General features: G+C 65.3%; 13 protein-coding genes. 6 read left to right on the forward strand and 7 right to left on the reverse strand.

What is annotated here, in order from left to right:
* Nucleotides 1-1,163: lipopolysaccharide biosynthesis protein (locus tag ABEL04_RS15580; protein ID WP_375803323.1), on the reverse strand; the 1,163-nt coding region annotated here is incomplete at its 3' end.
* A gap of 536 nt (nt 1,164-1,699) precedes the next feature.
* Between ABEL04_RS15580 and ABEL04_RS15585 the strand changes: the two genes are divergently transcribed.
* Nucleotides 1,700-2,551 (forward strand): sulfotransferase, encoded by an 852-nt coding sequence (locus ABEL04_RS15585; protein WP_375803324.1) that lies wholly within the window; start codon nt 1,700-1,702, stop codon nt 2,549-2,551.
* 10 nt (nt 2,552-2,561) lie between these two features.
* Here ABEL04_RS15585 and ABEL04_RS15590 read toward each other — a convergent pair whose 3' ends face one another.
* Both ABEL04_RS15590 and ABEL04_RS15595 read right to left on the reverse strand, forming a co-directional pair.
* The gene (locus ABEL04_RS15590) at nt 2,562-3,710 is read right to left on the reverse strand and encodes a glycosyltransferase (RefSeq protein WP_375803325.1); all 1,149 of its coding nucleotides are present in this window, start codon (nt 3,708-3,710) and stop codon (nt 2,562-2,564) included.
* A gap of 171 nt (nt 3,711-3,881) precedes the next feature.
* Entirely contained in the window at nt 3,882-4,883 is a 1,002-nt protein-coding gene (locus ABEL04_RS15595; RefSeq protein ID WP_375803326.1) for a hypothetical protein, read from the reverse strand.
* A 419-nt stretch (nt 4,884-5,302) separates the two neighbouring features.
* Between ABEL04_RS15595 and ABEL04_RS15600 the strand changes: the two genes are divergently transcribed.
* The 3 genes from ABEL04_RS15600 to ABEL04_RS15610 all read left to right on the forward strand — a co-directional run bounded on the left by ABEL04_RS15600 (nt 5,303) and on the right by ABEL04_RS15610 (nt 8,564).
* The gene (locus ABEL04_RS15600; protein WP_375803327.1) at nt 5,303-6,499 is read left to right on the forward strand and encodes a glycosyltransferase family 4 protein; all 1,197 of its coding nucleotides are present in this window, start codon (nt 5,303-5,305) and stop codon (nt 6,497-6,499) included.
* 79 nt (nt 6,500-6,578) lie between these two features.
* Nucleotides 6,579-7,550: a sulfotransferase gene (locus ABEL04_RS15605; RefSeq protein WP_375803328.1), complete on the forward strand. Its 972-nt coding sequence runs from the start codon at nt 6,579-6,581 to the stop codon at nt 7,548-7,550.
* Nucleotides 7,551-7,571: 21 nt separating this feature from the next.
* Entirely contained in the window at nt 7,572-8,564 is a 993-nt protein-coding gene (locus tag ABEL04_RS15610; RefSeq protein ID WP_375803329.1) for a hypothetical protein, read from the forward strand.
* Between the two features lie 396 nt (nt 8,565-8,960).
* Here ABEL04_RS15610 and ABEL04_RS15615 read toward each other — a convergent pair whose 3' ends face one another.
* The gene (locus ABEL04_RS15615) at nt 8,961-9,596 is read right to left on the reverse strand and encodes a phospholipid-binding protein MlaC (protein WP_375803330.1); all 636 of its coding nucleotides are present in this window, start codon (nt 9,594-9,596) and stop codon (nt 8,961-8,963) included.
* A 138-nt stretch (nt 9,597-9,734) separates the two neighbouring features.
* On the reverse strand, nt 9,735-11,204 hold the full coding sequence (locus ABEL04_RS15620) for a TolC family protein (protein ID WP_375803331.1): 1,470 nt from the start codon (nt 11,202-11,204) through the stop codon (nt 9,735-9,737).
* 514 nt (nt 11,205-11,718) lie between these two features.
* Here ABEL04_RS15620 and ABEL04_RS15625 point away from each other — a divergent pair.
* The gene (locus tag ABEL04_RS15625) at nt 11,719-12,012 is read left to right on the forward strand and encodes a DUF721 domain-containing protein (protein ID WP_375803332.1); all 294 of its coding nucleotides are present in this window, start codon (nt 11,719-11,721) and stop codon (nt 12,010-12,012) included.
* A 28-nt stretch (nt 12,013-12,040) separates the two neighbouring features.
* Here ABEL04_RS15625 and fabF read toward each other — a convergent pair whose 3' ends face one another.
* Together fabF and ABEL04_RS15635 are read right to left on the reverse strand one after the other, a co-directional pair.
* Complete coding sequence (gene fabF / locus ABEL04_RS15630) at nt 12,041-13,300, reverse strand: beta-ketoacyl-ACP synthase II (protein WP_375803333.1); 1,260 nt, start codon at nt 13,298-13,300, stop codon at nt 12,041-12,043.
* A 111-nt stretch (nt 13,301-13,411) separates the two neighbouring features.
* A complete protein-coding gene (locus ABEL04_RS15635) occupies nt 13,412-13,648 on the reverse strand; it encodes an acyl carrier protein (RefSeq protein ID WP_375803334.1) in 237 nt (78 codons plus the stop codon).
* A 428-nt stretch (nt 13,649-14,076) separates the two neighbouring features.
* On the opposite strand from ABEL04_RS15635, the gene ABEL04_RS15640 reads away from it, so the two are divergent.
* Nucleotides 14,077-14,410: S-adenosylmethionine synthetase N-terminal domain-containing protein (locus tag ABEL04_RS15640; protein WP_375803335.1), on the forward strand; the 334-nt coding region annotated here is incomplete at its 3' end.

The raw sequence follows: 14,410 nt of genomic DNA on the forward strand, positions 1-14,410 counted from the left end.
GCCCCGACCAGGAAGGCGGCGGGCATGAGGAGGGAATTGGCGAGGGAGTAGAAAAAGTTGAGGCGGGCCTCCCCCACGGCATTCAGGAGCTGCGGCACGAGGGCAGAGACGGAGCGCAGCAGCCCAACGACCGCGAAGATGTGCACGAGAGGGATGGCGTCGAAGTACTTCTCGTACCCCCCCACCACCAGCAGGCTCTCGATGTAGACCGCAATGACGACCAGGACGAGCCCGATGAGGGAGAGGTTGGCCCGGGCGATCGTCAAGAAGTAGGTGCGCAGCCGCTCCAGCTCCTCCTGCAGCTTCGAAAAGGCGGGGTAGGCCACGTCGTTGACGGTGGACGTCAGCGTGCGCACGGGATCGGAGATGATGCGGAACGCCATCGCGTAGACCCCCACCGCTTCTGGCCCAAAGACCCGTCCCACCAGCAGATAGTCGGCTTTGATGTAGAAGTTGTAGAGGAGGCGGGAGCCCGTGGCGTACAACCCAAACGAGACGCGCGGCTTGATCTCCGCCCAGTCAAATTGCCAGTTTGGCCAGTAGGGCCGGAAGACGTGAAACAACGCCAGCCGCCCGACCCGATTGCCCAGTTCCCCGAGAATCACGGACCAGGCGCCGAAGCCGAGATACGCCAGTGCCACCATCACGAGGGCGGACCCGAGCAGCGACGCGTTCTCGGCGAACACGATCCGTCCGAAGGCCATCTCCTTCGTGAGCAGGTTTTTGGGCACGAAGTAGAAGGAGAAAATCACCACCGACAGGCCGTACACCTGCAGGAGCGGGGCCAGTTGCGGCTGCCCGTAGAACTGTCCGATGAGGGGGGCGGACGCGACGAGCAGCAGGTAGAGACTCCCCGAAATGAGGAGAGACAGCCAGAAGAGGGAGTCAATCTCGGTCCGCGAGATGTCCTGCGCCTGCACGATGGCCACCCCGAGCCCCAGTTCCGTTACCGCCCGCAGGATCGAAAAGATGGCCAGCACGATGCTGGCAATGCCGAATGCGGACGTCGAGATCAGCTTCAGTACCACCAGGAGGGCGACAACATTCAGCACTTTGCTGGCCGTCGTCCCGACCCCCGAGTACAGAAAAGACCGAATCACCTGCCAGGAGAAGGAGGCGTCGTCGGAACTCGGTTGTCGATCCGAGGGGTCAGCGTCGGCCACGGGAGCAAGCAGGCCTCACCAGTGAGCAAAGCAGTGGGGAGCGGACGGGCGCGCTCGGGGACAGGTGAAGACCGGCCCGCTGGACGGTCCGTCACCCGGTCTTCTACGAGTACACTCTCCGCGTAGCATGTAGTCCTCCGGAGAGCGCTCCAGCGGTCAGAGCGTCGCAAAAGCTAGCGGGCATCCAAACGGCCGCCCCGGAGATTAAACCGGCTTGGCGACCCGTTCACGGACGCGGCGTGGATGGATTACACATCAGTCGTGATCAACGTTAGCCTGAATGAAACCGTTCGAAATCAGGCGTGAACTTTCGGCCCTTTCCAGAACGGGCGACCGCCTCTCTGCGTGTCCGGGCGGGCGTCGCGGGCGCAGTACGTCCTTGCACACCCCCATTCCGCTCGGGCTCTGAAGGATCGATCTCCACCCGTTGCGGGACCAGGAAAAATGGGTGACCCCGAAAACACGCCCCCTCGCCCCGTGTACGCAACAGGGAATTCTCGTTTCTCCTGTCCCCGTTTTCTCTTCGCCACGGCCTCATGCCTGCCCCGGATTTCATCATCATTGGCGGTCAGAAGTGCGGAACGACCTGGCTGCGCTACCACCTGCGTCAGCATCCACAGGTGACAGTTCCCACCAAAGAGGCGCAGTTCTTCAACCGGAGCCACCGGCTCGCACGCGGGCAGTCGTGGTATGAGTCGTTTTTCCAGCGGGAGGCGCCCGGCCAGGTCATCGGCGACAAGTCGCCTGACTACCTGTGGACCACCTCGGACGGGGTGCGCAACCACATTGCTGGCTCCCACGAGCGCATCCACGAGATGTATCCCGACATGAAGCTCATCGTGACGCTGCGCAACCCGGTGAACCGGGCCGTGTCAGCCCTCAATCATTTCATCCGGCGCGGTCACATCTCGCCGCTCTACGGCATCGACGAGCTGCTCTTCGGCGACGAGCAGTCCCGGATCGAGGGGCTGGGCATCATTGAGAAGGGGTTCTACGAGCGGGAGCTTCGGCGGTACCTCGACCTGTTCGACCGCGACCAGCTGCTCATCTTCCTGTTCGAAGACGACATTCTCCAGTCCCCCCGCGAGACCCTGCGGCGGCTGTACGAGTTTGTTGGGGTCGACGCCGAGGTGGGCGACGCGGACCTCGAGCGCGAGCGCGGCGAGCACTACCTGTCGCTTCTGGGCCTGCTCCTGCAGTACTACCTCCTCCCCAAGGACCTCGTCCGGCTTCTCGACCGCCCCATTCCGTCGACGAAGCTCCACCCCTCCCCCGACAACGTGCTCCGGCTGTACGAGATCTACGAGGCGGAAAACGAGACGCTCTTCGACCTGCTGGGCCGCCGCCCCGAGTCGTGGCTCCGCTCCAGCGCACCGCCGTATGCGTAGTCGTGCGGGGCTATCGCGCTTGCTGGGCCTGCCGGTCCCGGATGAACTCGAGAATCCGCTCGGCGCGGCGCGGCCAGGTGTGCCGGCGAATGGTGTCGTAGGCCGCATCCCCGAGGGCCGCACGCTCCTCCGGGGCCTGCAGGAGCGCGCGGAGCCGCTCGATGGCGGCGTCAAGGTCGTCGGGCGGCACCAGGGCCGCGTTCTCGCCATCCTGGAGTATCTCCTGCAGGTCCGGTGTATCTGGTGCCAGGATGGCCCGCCCAGCCGCGAGGTAGGGAAAGGTCTTCATCGGCAGCACCGTGTTGCCCACGTTCTTGAGGGGCCCTGCGGTGGGGGGGATGAGCAGCACGTCGGCGGCGTAGAGGTACGTCGTCATCGCGTCGAACGGCTGCCACGGAACGACGCGGACGTTGCTGAGCGGAGCGGCCTCCCGTTCCACAGGCCCCTCGTCCTCCGAACCCACGATTACAAACTGCGCGTCCGGCAGGGCCCGCGCCATGTCGAGCATCAGCCCGAGCCCCTTCTTCATCGTCACACGCCCAGTGTACGTGACGGTGGGGCGGTCCGGCAGGTCGCATCGGTCGCGCGCCTCGGCCTGGGAAAGGCGGGGCGACAGACGGTCCGGGTCGTAGCCCGCCCGGGCGGTCCGGAGCATGTCGGGATCGAGTCCGGCGTCGACGTAGCTGGAGCGGGCGTGCTCTGAGTGCAGGACCGCGCCCAAGAACTGGGGATGACGGGCAATCCAGCGAAACAGGGGGCGGCTCAGCGGCTGCTGGTACGGCCAGGGGCGGTACGTTTCGTAGACGATGGGACGAGTGCCCCCGAGCAGCGCCCCCAGCAGAATGGGGAGCGTGTAGGTGTAGAGCACGTCGGCCCGCCGGGCGGCCGGATGGAGCGGCCCTGCAATCCCCTGCGCAATCTTTTCGATGCCGCGGATGTTCGGATACACGCTCCGGACGTGCTCCACCTCGAACGTCGGCTCGACCTGGTAATACTCGGCGATGGCGTCCCGGCCCGGCTCCGGATTCCACCAGTGCTCCGGCTTCACCAGCGTGACCTCCGCCCCCACCTCCCCGAACGCCGCTACCGTCGAGATCATGTACTCGGTGTCGGTCGCCGTCTGGGGAAGGAGCTGATCGGTAAGGTAGGCGATGTGCATGGATGGACGCCGGAAGGCAAAATCGAAGTACTGAAACAGGAGCGCCGGGCAGGCGGGGCCATCGCGGGAGGGTGCAGCGTCAGCGGGACAGGGACGAGGTTGGCGCTCCGTGCTTCCCAGCCGAAGCGCCCTTCGCGACCGGGCCGACGCGGGAGGGCGTCATTGCATGGATCATTCCATGGATTCTAGCCCGACCTCGAGGTCTGCTCGGCGGGGCCGCGCTTGTTCGGCGGAGAGCCGCGACCAGACCCGATCGGCGAACTCGTTGATGTACGGTTTCTGATGCAGCCAGCCGAAGTGGAGGGCATGCGGGGTCAGCTCCATATACTCGCCCATCCCCGGCAGGCACTCGGCAACCCCCCAAAGGGCTTCACGCAGCGTTTCATTGGCAAGGCCCCGCAGGCTGTAGACGAAATCGTGCGTGTAGAGGCGGTACGAGACGTCCCGAAAGTCCGGGTCGTGGTCGATCAGACTGTCGACATAGTCGAGCTGCGGGCTGTTGCGGCCCTGGAGCCACGGAAACACGTGCAGGTCGAGTTCACTCATGGCTAGGGCGAGGCTCCACTCACAGCTTTCCGCCCGACGGTTCTCCTCGCGGCGGCTCCGGAAGTGGGTCTCGTCCGCGCGCTCAAAAAACGCCGCTGCCGTCTCGTCCACCGTCTGTGTGCAGGCGTCGTCCTGCGCGTAGATCATGCCGGCCTGCACCCGCGGCAGCTGGGTAAGTCCGAGCCGCCGGAGCGTACGGGCCCGGCGCCCGAGCACCACGTCGACCACGATTCCGAGATGCTTCGGGCCCCCGAAGAAGTGATCGGCGTTCTGCAGGCCGGTGACGGTGAACGGAAACGCGGCGAACTGCTGCCAGAGGGGGGCCGGGTCGCGGCACCACACGATGTCGGCGTCCACGAAGAGCGTCCGGTCGAACGCTTTGTACTGGTGGAGATGGTGCTTGAACCCAACGATGGACTGGTGCTCGGGCGGCAGATCGGCCAGGACATCGAAGTGCGCGTCCAGCCCCCGACGTTCCAGCAGGGCCCGGTGCTCCTCCGGACAGAAGAGGGCGACGGGGCGGTCTGGGTCATGTCGCCGGAGCGTATGCACCGACGCGACGGCGTGCTTTACGTACCGGTCGGGGCCGTAGCTGTGAAAGACGTATCCTTCGCGGGGAGAGGGCATAGGGGGAGGACCCGATCTCGCATAACTGGCGACCTTCTTCACGACACCGCCCCCGCAATTGGTCCGTGTCCTGAGTTTCGGGAGGGCATCGATGGTACAGGCAGTGGGGCGGGGTGAAGAGGAGATTCGCGATCCCCCCGAGGACAAGCCGCCGTCTCTCCCTCTCAGGCAACGCCCTGTCTCCGCAGCCGGGAGCCGAAGTGCGGGGCAGAGTCGCTCTTCTGCGCATAGCACAACGCAGAAACCTCCACTCCACCGCCCGATATGGGCTGGCGATATTCGTGCCGGTCCCGAGCCGCCACCGATGCCTGAGCGTGCCGCTCCGGAGCCCGCCGTGTTCGGGGAAGGAGGAAAGCCCCGTTCCCCTGCGGAATTCGTGACGGGTCCCCTCGCCGTGTATCTCTCGATCTGGTGTGTCCATGCGTCTGCTATTCGTCACCCAGGACTTTCCGCCCGACGTCGGCGGCATTCAGACGTATTCGTGGGAGGTCGCCCACCGGCTGGCGGCCCGAGCGGAGCACCTGACCGTGATGGCGCCGGATCGGCCGGACGCGGCTCCGGTCGACGCCACCGCCTCGGTTCGCGTCCTCCGACTGCCGGGGCGTCCGGACCTGTTTCCCCTCACCCTTCTTCCGGCCTTGCCGGCGCGGGCCCGGCAGACCCAGGCGGACATCGCCGTCCACGCCCAGTGGCAAACCGTCGGCGCCTCGGTCCTGGCGCGGGCGCTGTTCGGCCGGCCTCGCCGCATCGTGTGCGCGGCCCACGGCCGCGAGTTGCTGTTCAACCCGGCCGCCGCCTGTCCGGGCCTCGGCGCGGCGTACGACCATCTCCGACGGACTCTTCTCCGTCAGGTGGATGTCTTCCTTCCCGTGAGCCACTACACAGCCGGCCTGCTACACGAGCAGGGCATCCCCCCGCGCCACACGCACGTGGTCCCGAACGGCACCGATCCGGACCGCTTTCGGCCCCGCGACGGCACCGATCTGCGCCGTCGGCTCGGGCTGTCCGACCGTCCTCTCCTGCTCACGGTGGGGCGCCTCGTGCGCCGCAAGGGAATCGACACGGTCCTGCGGGCCCTCCCGACCCTCGCTCAGGCCTGCCCCGACGTGGCCTACGTCATTGCGGGGACCGGCCCCGACCGCGCCCGCCTCGAACGGCTCGCTGCCCGCCGTGGGGTCCGGGGCCGTGTTCAGTTCGTCGGGGACATCGGCCACGACCGGCTTCCGCTCTACTACAGCGCCGCGGACCTGTTCGTGATGCCGGCCCGGGAGGACCCGCCGTCCGTCGAGGGATTCGGCCTCGTCTTTCTGGAGGCGAACGCCTGCGGCACTCCCGTCATTGGGGCCCGCACCGGGGGCATTCCCGATGCGATTCGGGAGGGGGAGACGGGGCTCCTCGTTCCGCCCAATGCCCCCGACGCCCTGGCCGCGGCCGCCACGCACGTCCTCGCGAGCCCCGAGGTGGCCGAGAGGCTCGGACGACAGGGCCGCCACCGGGCCGTCCATGACGCCAGCTGGGACGCCATCGCCGACCGCATCTACGACCTCCTGACGTGCGAATCCGCGCAACCGGCTGCATCTCCGGCGAGGTTCGCAGAGGATGCGCCCGGACGTTGAACCTATCGGTCCCACAAAAGCTTGGGAACACAACACTGCTCGCTGCTCTGGCCTCGCCGTCTGATCCTTCCGTCGTATCATGCTGCTGCTCCAGGGCGTCTTTCGATCGGGGACAACGGCCCTCTTCCGGGCGCTGCGCCGCGACGAGCGGCTGCGCTGCTTCTACGAGCCGCTGCACCCTGATCTGCTGGACCATATCCGCGAGAGTCGGGCGAGCGATCCCGATCATCCGAAGTCGTCGCTCTTCGCCGAGTATGCCCCTCTTCTCGACCGACTGAAGTCTCGGCTCGGCTCCACGCCCCCGAACTCGCCGCGCGTGCTCGGGGCCGACGACGAGGCCCCGTCCCTGTCGGCCTACCTGCGCGGTCTGACGGACACGGAGCAGGTCCCGCTCCTGCAATTCAACCGGGCCTTCTGGATGGTCCCCTGGCTCGCCCGGACGTTCCCGGACGCCTCGTTCGTGCAGCTCGTCCGCGATCCCCGATCCGTCGTGTGGTCGCAGCTTACCACCGCGTCCGGCGAGCGCGTGCGGATGGACTGGCCCCTCCTGGGCCGCCTATTGCCGTTCTCGGCCGGCACCCTGCGCCGGGTCTTTTCCGAGTACGCCTACTTCGGGGCGTACCAGCTCGACGAGTGCTTCGGGGCGGGCCGACGGCTTCTGCACGACGGGACGGGCGACGCCATCCTGCACGACGCGCTCCGCCGCCTGGACGCGGTGCGCGCGGCCCCGCCATATGTGAAAGCTCTGGCCCTGTGGGGCGCCCAGGTCGAGGCGTGTCGGCGCCACGTGCAGACTGCATTCAGCGACCGCTCCGTCCTGCTGCGGTACGAAGACGTTTGCGAAGCCCCCTGCGCTACCTTTCGGAGGATCTACGCCCACCTGGACCACGCCCTCCCCGACGCCGTCCGCGACTACGCCCGCCGCGCCATCGATGCCGACCGGCTCCGGCGCTGGGCGGATGTCCCTACCGCCGAGCAGCGCTTCCGGGAGGGCATCGAGCGGGCACAGGTTGCCGACCTGATGCGCGACTTTGACTACGACCTCACGTAGATTCCCCACCGCGACGTCCCCATGAAGCAGCCGCTTTTCGACCGTTTCGAGACGGCCCGCGACGGGTGGGGCCAGTTTCAGGAGAGCCGGTGGGGACAGCGCCTCCTCACGGGCGTCCGCTGGTCGTTCATGGTCGCCGTCATCGCGTACCTGGCCTACCAGTTCACCGATGTCGGCTGGGGCCGGGTGTGGCGGGCCCTCCCCACGACACCCTGGTTTTACATCCTGCTCCTCCTCATGTACGTCAACCTTCCCCTCGTGGAGGTGGCGATCTACGGGAAGGCCTGGAACGCCCCCACCTGGGGCCTGCTCCCCGCCCTGCTCCGCAAGCGGGTGCTCAACAACGACGTGCTCGGCTACTCGGGAGAAGCATACTTCTCCCTCTGGGCTCGGCGCCACACCAATCTTGGGTACCGGACGGCCGTCGAAACGATCAAGGACACCACCATCATCTCCTCCGTCGCGTCCACCAGCGTCGCCGCCCTTCTGCTGGCGGCCTTTTTTCTCTCCGGACAGGTCCAACTGCTCACGCAGTACCTCCCCGACCAGACCGCGACCGTGGCGGCGGGCATCGCCGTGCTCGTCTGCGCCGTCGCCGTGGGCGTCACGTTTCGCCGCACGATTTTTTCCCTCTCCCCCTCGCTCCTCCTGTGGATCGGGGCGGCGCACCTGACGCGCTTTCTGATCAACGCCGGCCTGCAGGTCACGCAGTGGGCCGTCGTGATGCCCGAGGTGTCGGTGGGCAGCTGGATTACGCTGCTGGCCCTGCACATCGTCGTGACCCGGATCCCGCTCGTGCCCGCCCGGAACCTCGTGTTCATGGGGGCGGGGCTAGAGCTCTCGGGGGCGCTCCAGATTCCCACGGCTGCCCTGGGGAGCATGCTCCTGGCCCAGACACTCCTCGACCGGGGGCTCAACGTCTTGACCTACGCCGGGACCTCGGCCCTCGACGCGGTCACCATCGACGACCGCGAGGGGCTGGACGACCTGTCGCTTCCCGATGAGACGGCGTAGTGGTGCGTTACATCTGATTTTTTGAGTCGGAGTTGCGATCCCGATGGCAATCGAGGACACCGATAGTAATCGTGTGCACACGACTACCGTCGGTGCTCGACTACTGTCGGTCTCAAAATTCCCAACGAATAGCACGTCATTTCGAGCATCGTCGAGAAATCTCCTCGATCAGGGCTTCTCCCTTCTGGGAGGCTTCTCGACTTCGCTCGAAGCGACTTGCTTAGGGAATTTTGAGATCGCTCTCAAGAGTAAAATGACGTGTAACAGCCTGGTAGTTCGGGTCGGCACCTGCTGGCGCGGGCCTCACTCCGTCCCTGTCCGGCATCCCGAGGTTCGGGGGTGCCGACCGCGGTCGGCGGACCGCCGTCCAGGGGCAGAACAAGCATCCGGCCAGCTTCAGCTACTGGACTCGTTTTGGGCCATCGCCTCCTTCCGCTTCTTGCGGAGGCTTTCCATCAACCTATCGAAGCCTTTCTGACGGATGACAGTCTGAAAGGAGCGCGCATATCCCTCCACCGTGCTCACCCCGTCTACGATGATGTCTTCGGCCCGCCACTCGCCCTCCCGGCGTTCCAGCACGTACTCGACGGGCGTGGTCCGGCCCTCGTACGTCGTCTGGGTGCGGGCAAAGGCACTGTCTCCGTGTACCTCGATCTGGTCGTAGGTGACCGCCGAATTGTACACTCCAAGGTCGCTCATGGACTGCGCCCGCACCACGTCGCTGAATACAGACACGAATTCCTTCCGCTGCTCCGGGCTCAAATCGTCCCAGTGCGGCCCGAGGGCCCGCCGACCCATCACGCGAAAGTCGATCACGCCGTTGATCAGCGCCTTCAGCTTGGCGCGCTGCTTGGCGGTGTAGTCGTCCGTACCGCGGAGGATGGACTTGATCTGCTGGTCCCGACGCTCCAGCATCTGCCGGATTTCAGACGCTGTGGTGCTCTCGCCCTGCGCCTGAGCGGGCGTGACACTCACACTCAGCAGAAGAATGGCAGCGAGCAGTGCAGAAGCGAACAGGCGGAACCGAGTCATGGAAGGGAGGGTCTTGGTGAACAAAAGCAATCGGCGCGGCGGCGTCCCCGCGGCATACGGTCACGCACCACGTTATCGCGCATCACGAAATACGCACTACGCAACACGCACTACGCAATACGCACTACGCAATACGTACTATTCCCCTTTTTCAAGAAGCGTACCACTCCGCGCCCGGTCGGCGAGGGTGCCCGTGGTTCGCAGAAGCTTCAGCACAGCCACGTTGTACTGCTTTACGGCTTCGAGGTACCGGGCCTGGGCCTCCAGGTCCGCCCGCACCGCCTTCACGAGATCCTCCGTGTCCCCCAGGTCGAGATCAAAATTGACCTGTTCGGTCCGCAGCCACTCGCCGGAGATCGTCTCGGCACGGTCGCGGGACTCGACGTTCGTCTTGGCCGTGAGGAGCGAGCGGTAGGCCTCTTCCACCTCGACGCGCACAAGCTGCCGCGCCGCGGTCCGCTGGTGCTTCACTTTGTCGAGCTCGGCCTGGGCCTGCTCCACCCGGGCGCTCGTCTGCCCGAAGTTGAGGTTTTGCTGAATGCCGATGCCGGTGCGCGTGCCGGTGCCCATGAACGAGTCGCCCACAAAGGCATTGTCGGGATTGGGCCGGTCCGGAAGGGTGATGCTCTGCGACAGGCTGGCCTGCACCCCAATCTTGGGGTAGTAGTCGGACTTTGCGACGTCCACGAGCGCCTCGCGGGCCTTGACGCCCGCCTCGGCCTGGTCCACCTCCGGACGATTCTGGAGGGCCCGCGTGATGTAGTAGTCGAGCGAGTCCGGATGGATCGAGAACGAGATCGGCTGGAGTTCATCGGCGGCCGGCATGACCGTCGTGCCGTCGGACAAAAACAGCTGGCGGCGGAGGGCTGAGCGGGCCGTCGCCCGGTTCTGCTCAATCTCGACGATGCGCCGCTTTACCTCCTCCTCCGTCAGCCGGGTCTGAAAGAGATCGGCCTGACTCACGCTCTTGTCCCCTTTGTCGAGGAGACGGTTAATTTCTCGCTGCGCCCGGTCCACGACGTCCCGGGTCTGGTCGGCAAGCCGATCGAGCGCCTTCGTCAAGAGCAGGCTGTAGTAGGTTTTTCCTGCCCGAGCGGCCACCTCAAGGGCCTTCTGATCCACACGGGCCGTCTCGACGTCCACTCCGTGCCGGGCCGCCCGAATATTGCCCGACAGCTCGCCCCAGGTCCAAATCGGCTGCCGGACCGCAATCTCAAACCGGCCGAACGGACGGAGGGCATCGATGGACCAATCGTTTTGACGGCTCGGGTGGAGATACCGCAAGTCATCCGGCACCGTGTTCGCACCTCCTCCAAATTCAGTGAGGCCCGGCGCAAACGAGGACGCCACGTCGAGCGACACGTCGGTCAGGAACCGGTTCGCCCGGGCTTCGTCGCGCCGGGCCGTCGCGAACTGCTCCTGCGCCCGGCGCTGGGCCACCTCGGGGCTTTCCTCGAGCGCCCGGACGAGGGCCTCCTCCAGAGACACTTCCACCGTGTCGGCCGGGGCGGTCCCTGAAGACTGCGCGACGACGTCCCCACCGGCCCCGACCAACACGCCGGCGACGGTGGCCGCCACGAGAGAACGCACGAGGGACAAGTCAAACATTCCAACAAGGAAAAGAATTCGCGAGCGAGGATGCCGACCGTACACGGACGCCCGAGCGATTCTCAGCCACAAAGAGGGCCGCCGGGCTCAGGACGAAGGTAACGCTTTCGCTCCGGACTCTTGGGACAATTTCATTCCGGTCTCCGGGGATTTGAGCGTGTCTTCGCTCCGGGCGCTCTTCTCCGACTGTGTCGCTGCACTAGCTACCGGACACTTTTCGGTGTATTTCGATTGGTGTCCCGAAAAATCCCGAATTTCGAGCACGTCATTCTGAGCTCGACTCAGAATCTCCCCGAATCCGGCAATGCTATCCCCAAAAAGATCCCGCATCGGGGTGCGGGATGACCTGCCAAGGGATTTTTCGGGACTGAATTCAAAACTGTCCGGTAGGTAGGTCGCTGCACAGAGGCGGGATTCCCGTGTGACCGTTCTGCCGATGCCGTCGGCACATGCCCACCCGTGCGACGTAGAGAGGAAAACCCACGCCCGCCCCCGATTATTGCCCCGTTCCGCCATGTCCAGCAACGACGGCCCGCGTCCCCTCGGTGAGGTTTTGAAGGAAGTGATTGACGAGCTTGGGGTCCAGGACGAGATTGATGAGGCCCGCGTCATCGAGACGTGGGCGTCCGTGGCGGGGACCAAGATCAACAGCGTCACCGAGTCGGCCTGGATGAAGGGCTCGACGCTGTACGTGAAGATCACCTCGGCCGCCTGGCGTCAGGAGCTTCACATGAACCGGCGCAAGTGGCGCAAGCGCCTCAACGGCGAGTTCGACACAGACCTCGTCGACGAAATCATTTTCCGCTGAGGCGCGAGGGAGATTCCCCGCATTCGCCCTACTCCTCGTACGCCCGGAGGGCAAGCGACGTGTTGTGCCCGCCGAAGCCGAAGGCGTTGGAGAGAGCCACGTTCACCGGTCGCTCCTCGGCCTCGTTGAACGTGTAGTGGAGGTCGCAGTCCGGATCGGCCTCCTCGAAGTTGATGGTGGGCGGCACCACGTCGTGGCGGAGTGCCTGAATGGTGGCGATCGCCTCGGTGGCCCCGGCGGCGCCGAGCAAGTGGCCCGTCATGCTCTTCGTGGAGGACACGTTGAGCTCATAGGCCTCGTCGCCGAACACCTTCTTGAGGGCCTTCGTCTCGGCCTCGTCGCCGAGAGGGGTGGAGGTGCCGTGGGCGTTGATGTAGTCCACGTCGGCAGGGTCGAGGCCGGCGTTTTCGAGCACGCGGTTGAGGGCGAGGCACACGCCGCCGCCCTCCGGGTCGGGGGCCGTGAGGTGATGCGCGTCGGCCGACATGCCGATGCCCACGATCTCCGCGTAGATGTCGGCCCCGCGGGCCTTTGCCCGCTCCAGGGACTCGACGAAGAGGGCGCCGGCTCCCTCGCCCATGACAAAGCCGTCGCGGTGCGCGTCGAACGGGCGCGAGGCGTGGGCCGGGTCGTCGTTGCGGGTCGACAGGGCGCGCATGCTCGCAAACCCCGCGATGCCGAGCCGCGTTACGCACGCATCGGTGCCGCCGCACAGGGCCGCCTCCATGTCGCCCTCCTGAATCATCCGGTAGGCGTCCCCGATGTTGTGGTTTCCGGTGGCGCAGGCCGACACCATCGCGTGGTTGGGGCCCCGAAAGTCGTGCGCCATCGCAATCTGGCCGGCGGCAATGTCGGGAATCAGGGTCGGAATGAAGAACGGAGACGTGCGCTTCTCGCCGGTCTCAATAAACTCCTCGGCCTGATCCCGAAACGTCTGGATGCCGCCGATGCCCGTGCCGTAGACGACCCCGATGCGGTCCTTCTCGGCCTGCGGCATGGCCTCGGGGTCGAGCCCCGCGTCCGCCACGGCCTGGTCGGCCGAGACGAGCGCATACTGGCTGAACGGATCGACGCGCCGGGCCTGCTTGGCCTCGAGGTGCTCTTCCGCGTCGAAGCCGTCAAGCTCGCACGCAAACGTCACGCGGAGCCCTTCCGGGTCGAACGACTCGATGGGGGCCGCCCCGCTCTCTCCCTCCATGAGCCCCTCCCAGTACGAATCCACTGAGAGTCCAAGGGGCGTAAGTGCTCCCATCCCGGTAACAACAACCCTGCGTGACGTGCCAGCCATGCTGCGTCTGAGTCGAGCTATTCGAAGTGACTCCTCCGCCAGATGTAATGCACCGGCCCCGGTGCTGCCGATCCCCGGAGGAGCAATGGGACGTGCCGGACGGCACGGACGTTACGCCTCCTCCTCAACGTATTCGATCGCGTTCCCGACTGTGGCAATCTCTTCGGCCTCCTCATCCGGGATCGTCAGGTCAAACTCTTTCTCGAACTCCATGATGAGTTCAACAGTGTCGAGCGAATCGGCGCCCAGATCGTTCGTAAAAGAGGCATCCGCAGTCACGTCGGACTCGTCGACGCCCAATTTGTCGACAATGATCGACTTTACTGTGTCTTCGATGTCGCTGGCCATGGTTGGCTGTGTCGTTGATGGTGAGAATCGTGCAGAGGAATGAAGATGGCTCCCGCTCCGCTTCAGATTGGACGGGCCTTTTCAGATTGGCCGGGCCTTCCATCGTTCAGGCCACGCTCAATCCGGGCTGAAGCCCGATGTGTGCGTCTGAGTGCAAACTGGGAACGAGAACATATAGCCGTGCAAAACTACAACCGGGCCTGTGGAGAAGCAACGTCCCCCCACCGTTTGATGCAAGCTTCGCACGTAGAGCGCCGATCCGGGGGTCGTGTTGGGCGTGTCTTTACAAAGGGGGATTGGCAATGAAAGCCCCGCTCCTTATGTTATCGGTCGGTTTGTGAAACTTTCCCCTTTTCTCCGCTTAGGCGCGTAGTTGCTCCCCCTCGTTCCGAGGGACCCTCTTTCTTTCACTCGAACCGACTGTGTCCATGGCTTACCGCTTCACTTCCGAGTCCGTCTCGGAAGGCCATCCCGACAAGATTGCCGATCAGATTTCGGACGCCATCCTGGACGCCCACCTGGCCGTAGATCCCCAGAGCCGAGTGGCCGTCGAGACACTCGTGACGTCCGGGCTCGTCGTGCTCAGCGGCGAGATTACCTCTCAGGCCGACGTGGACCCCCGCGAGATCGCCCGCGAGGTCATCCGCGACATCGGATATACGGATCCCCGCATTCGCTTTGACGCCGATTCCTGCGGGGTCATCAGTAGCCTCCACGAACAGAGCGGAGACATCAGCCGGGGCGTCGACGGCGGGGAGGAAC

This window comes from Salinibacter sp., from assembly GCF_042218895.1.
In the GTDB taxonomy this organism is placed as follows: domain Bacteria; phylum Bacteroidota; class Rhodothermia; order Rhodothermales; family Salinibacteraceae; genus Salinibacter.

What these genes read in the sequence shown, in the direction of transcription:
- ABEL04_RS15585 (WP_375803324.1), top strand. Translation starts at nt 1,700, where the DNA reads ATGCCTGCCCCGGATTTCATCATCATTGGCGGTCAGAAGTGCGGAACG.
- ABEL04_RS15590 (WP_375803325.1), bottom strand. Translation starts at nt 3,710, where the DNA reads ATGCACATCGCCTACCTTACCGATCAGCTCCTTCCCCAGACGGCGACC.
- ABEL04_RS15620 (WP_375803331.1), bottom strand. Translation starts at nt 11,204, where the DNA reads ATGTTTGACTTGTCCCTCGTGCGTTCTCTCGTGGCGGCCACCGTCGCC.
- ABEL04_RS15610 (WP_375803329.1), top strand. Translation starts at nt 7,572, where the DNA reads ATGAAGCAGCCGCTTTTCGACCGTTTCGAGACGGCCCGCGACGGGTGG.
- ABEL04_RS15625 (WP_375803332.1), top strand. Translation starts at nt 11,719, where the DNA reads ATGTCCAGCAACGACGGCCCGCGTCCCCTCGGTGAGGTTTTGAAGGAA.
- fabF (WP_375803333.1), bottom strand. Translation starts at nt 13,300, where the DNA reads ATGGCTGGCACGTCACGCAGGGTTGTTGTTACCGGGATGGGAGCACTT.
- ABEL04_RS15600 (WP_375803327.1), top strand. Translation starts at nt 5,303, where the DNA reads ATGCGTCTGCTATTCGTCACCCAGGACTTTCCGCCCGACGTCGGCGGC.
- ABEL04_RS15595 (WP_375803326.1), bottom strand. Translation starts at nt 4,883, where the DNA reads ATGCCCTCTCCCCGCGAAGGATACGTCTTTCACAGCTACGGCCCCGAC.
- ABEL04_RS15605 (WP_375803328.1), top strand. Translation starts at nt 6,579, where the DNA reads ATGCTGCTGCTCCAGGGCGTCTTTCGATCGGGGACAACGGCCCTCTTC.
- ABEL04_RS15615 (WP_375803330.1), bottom strand. Translation starts at nt 9,596, where the DNA reads ATGACTCGGTTCCGCCTGTTCGCTTCTGCACTGCTCGCTGCCATTCTT.
- ABEL04_RS15635 (WP_375803334.1), bottom strand. Translation starts at nt 13,648, where the DNA reads ATGGCCAGCGACATCGAAGACACAGTAAAGTCGATCATTGTCGACAAA.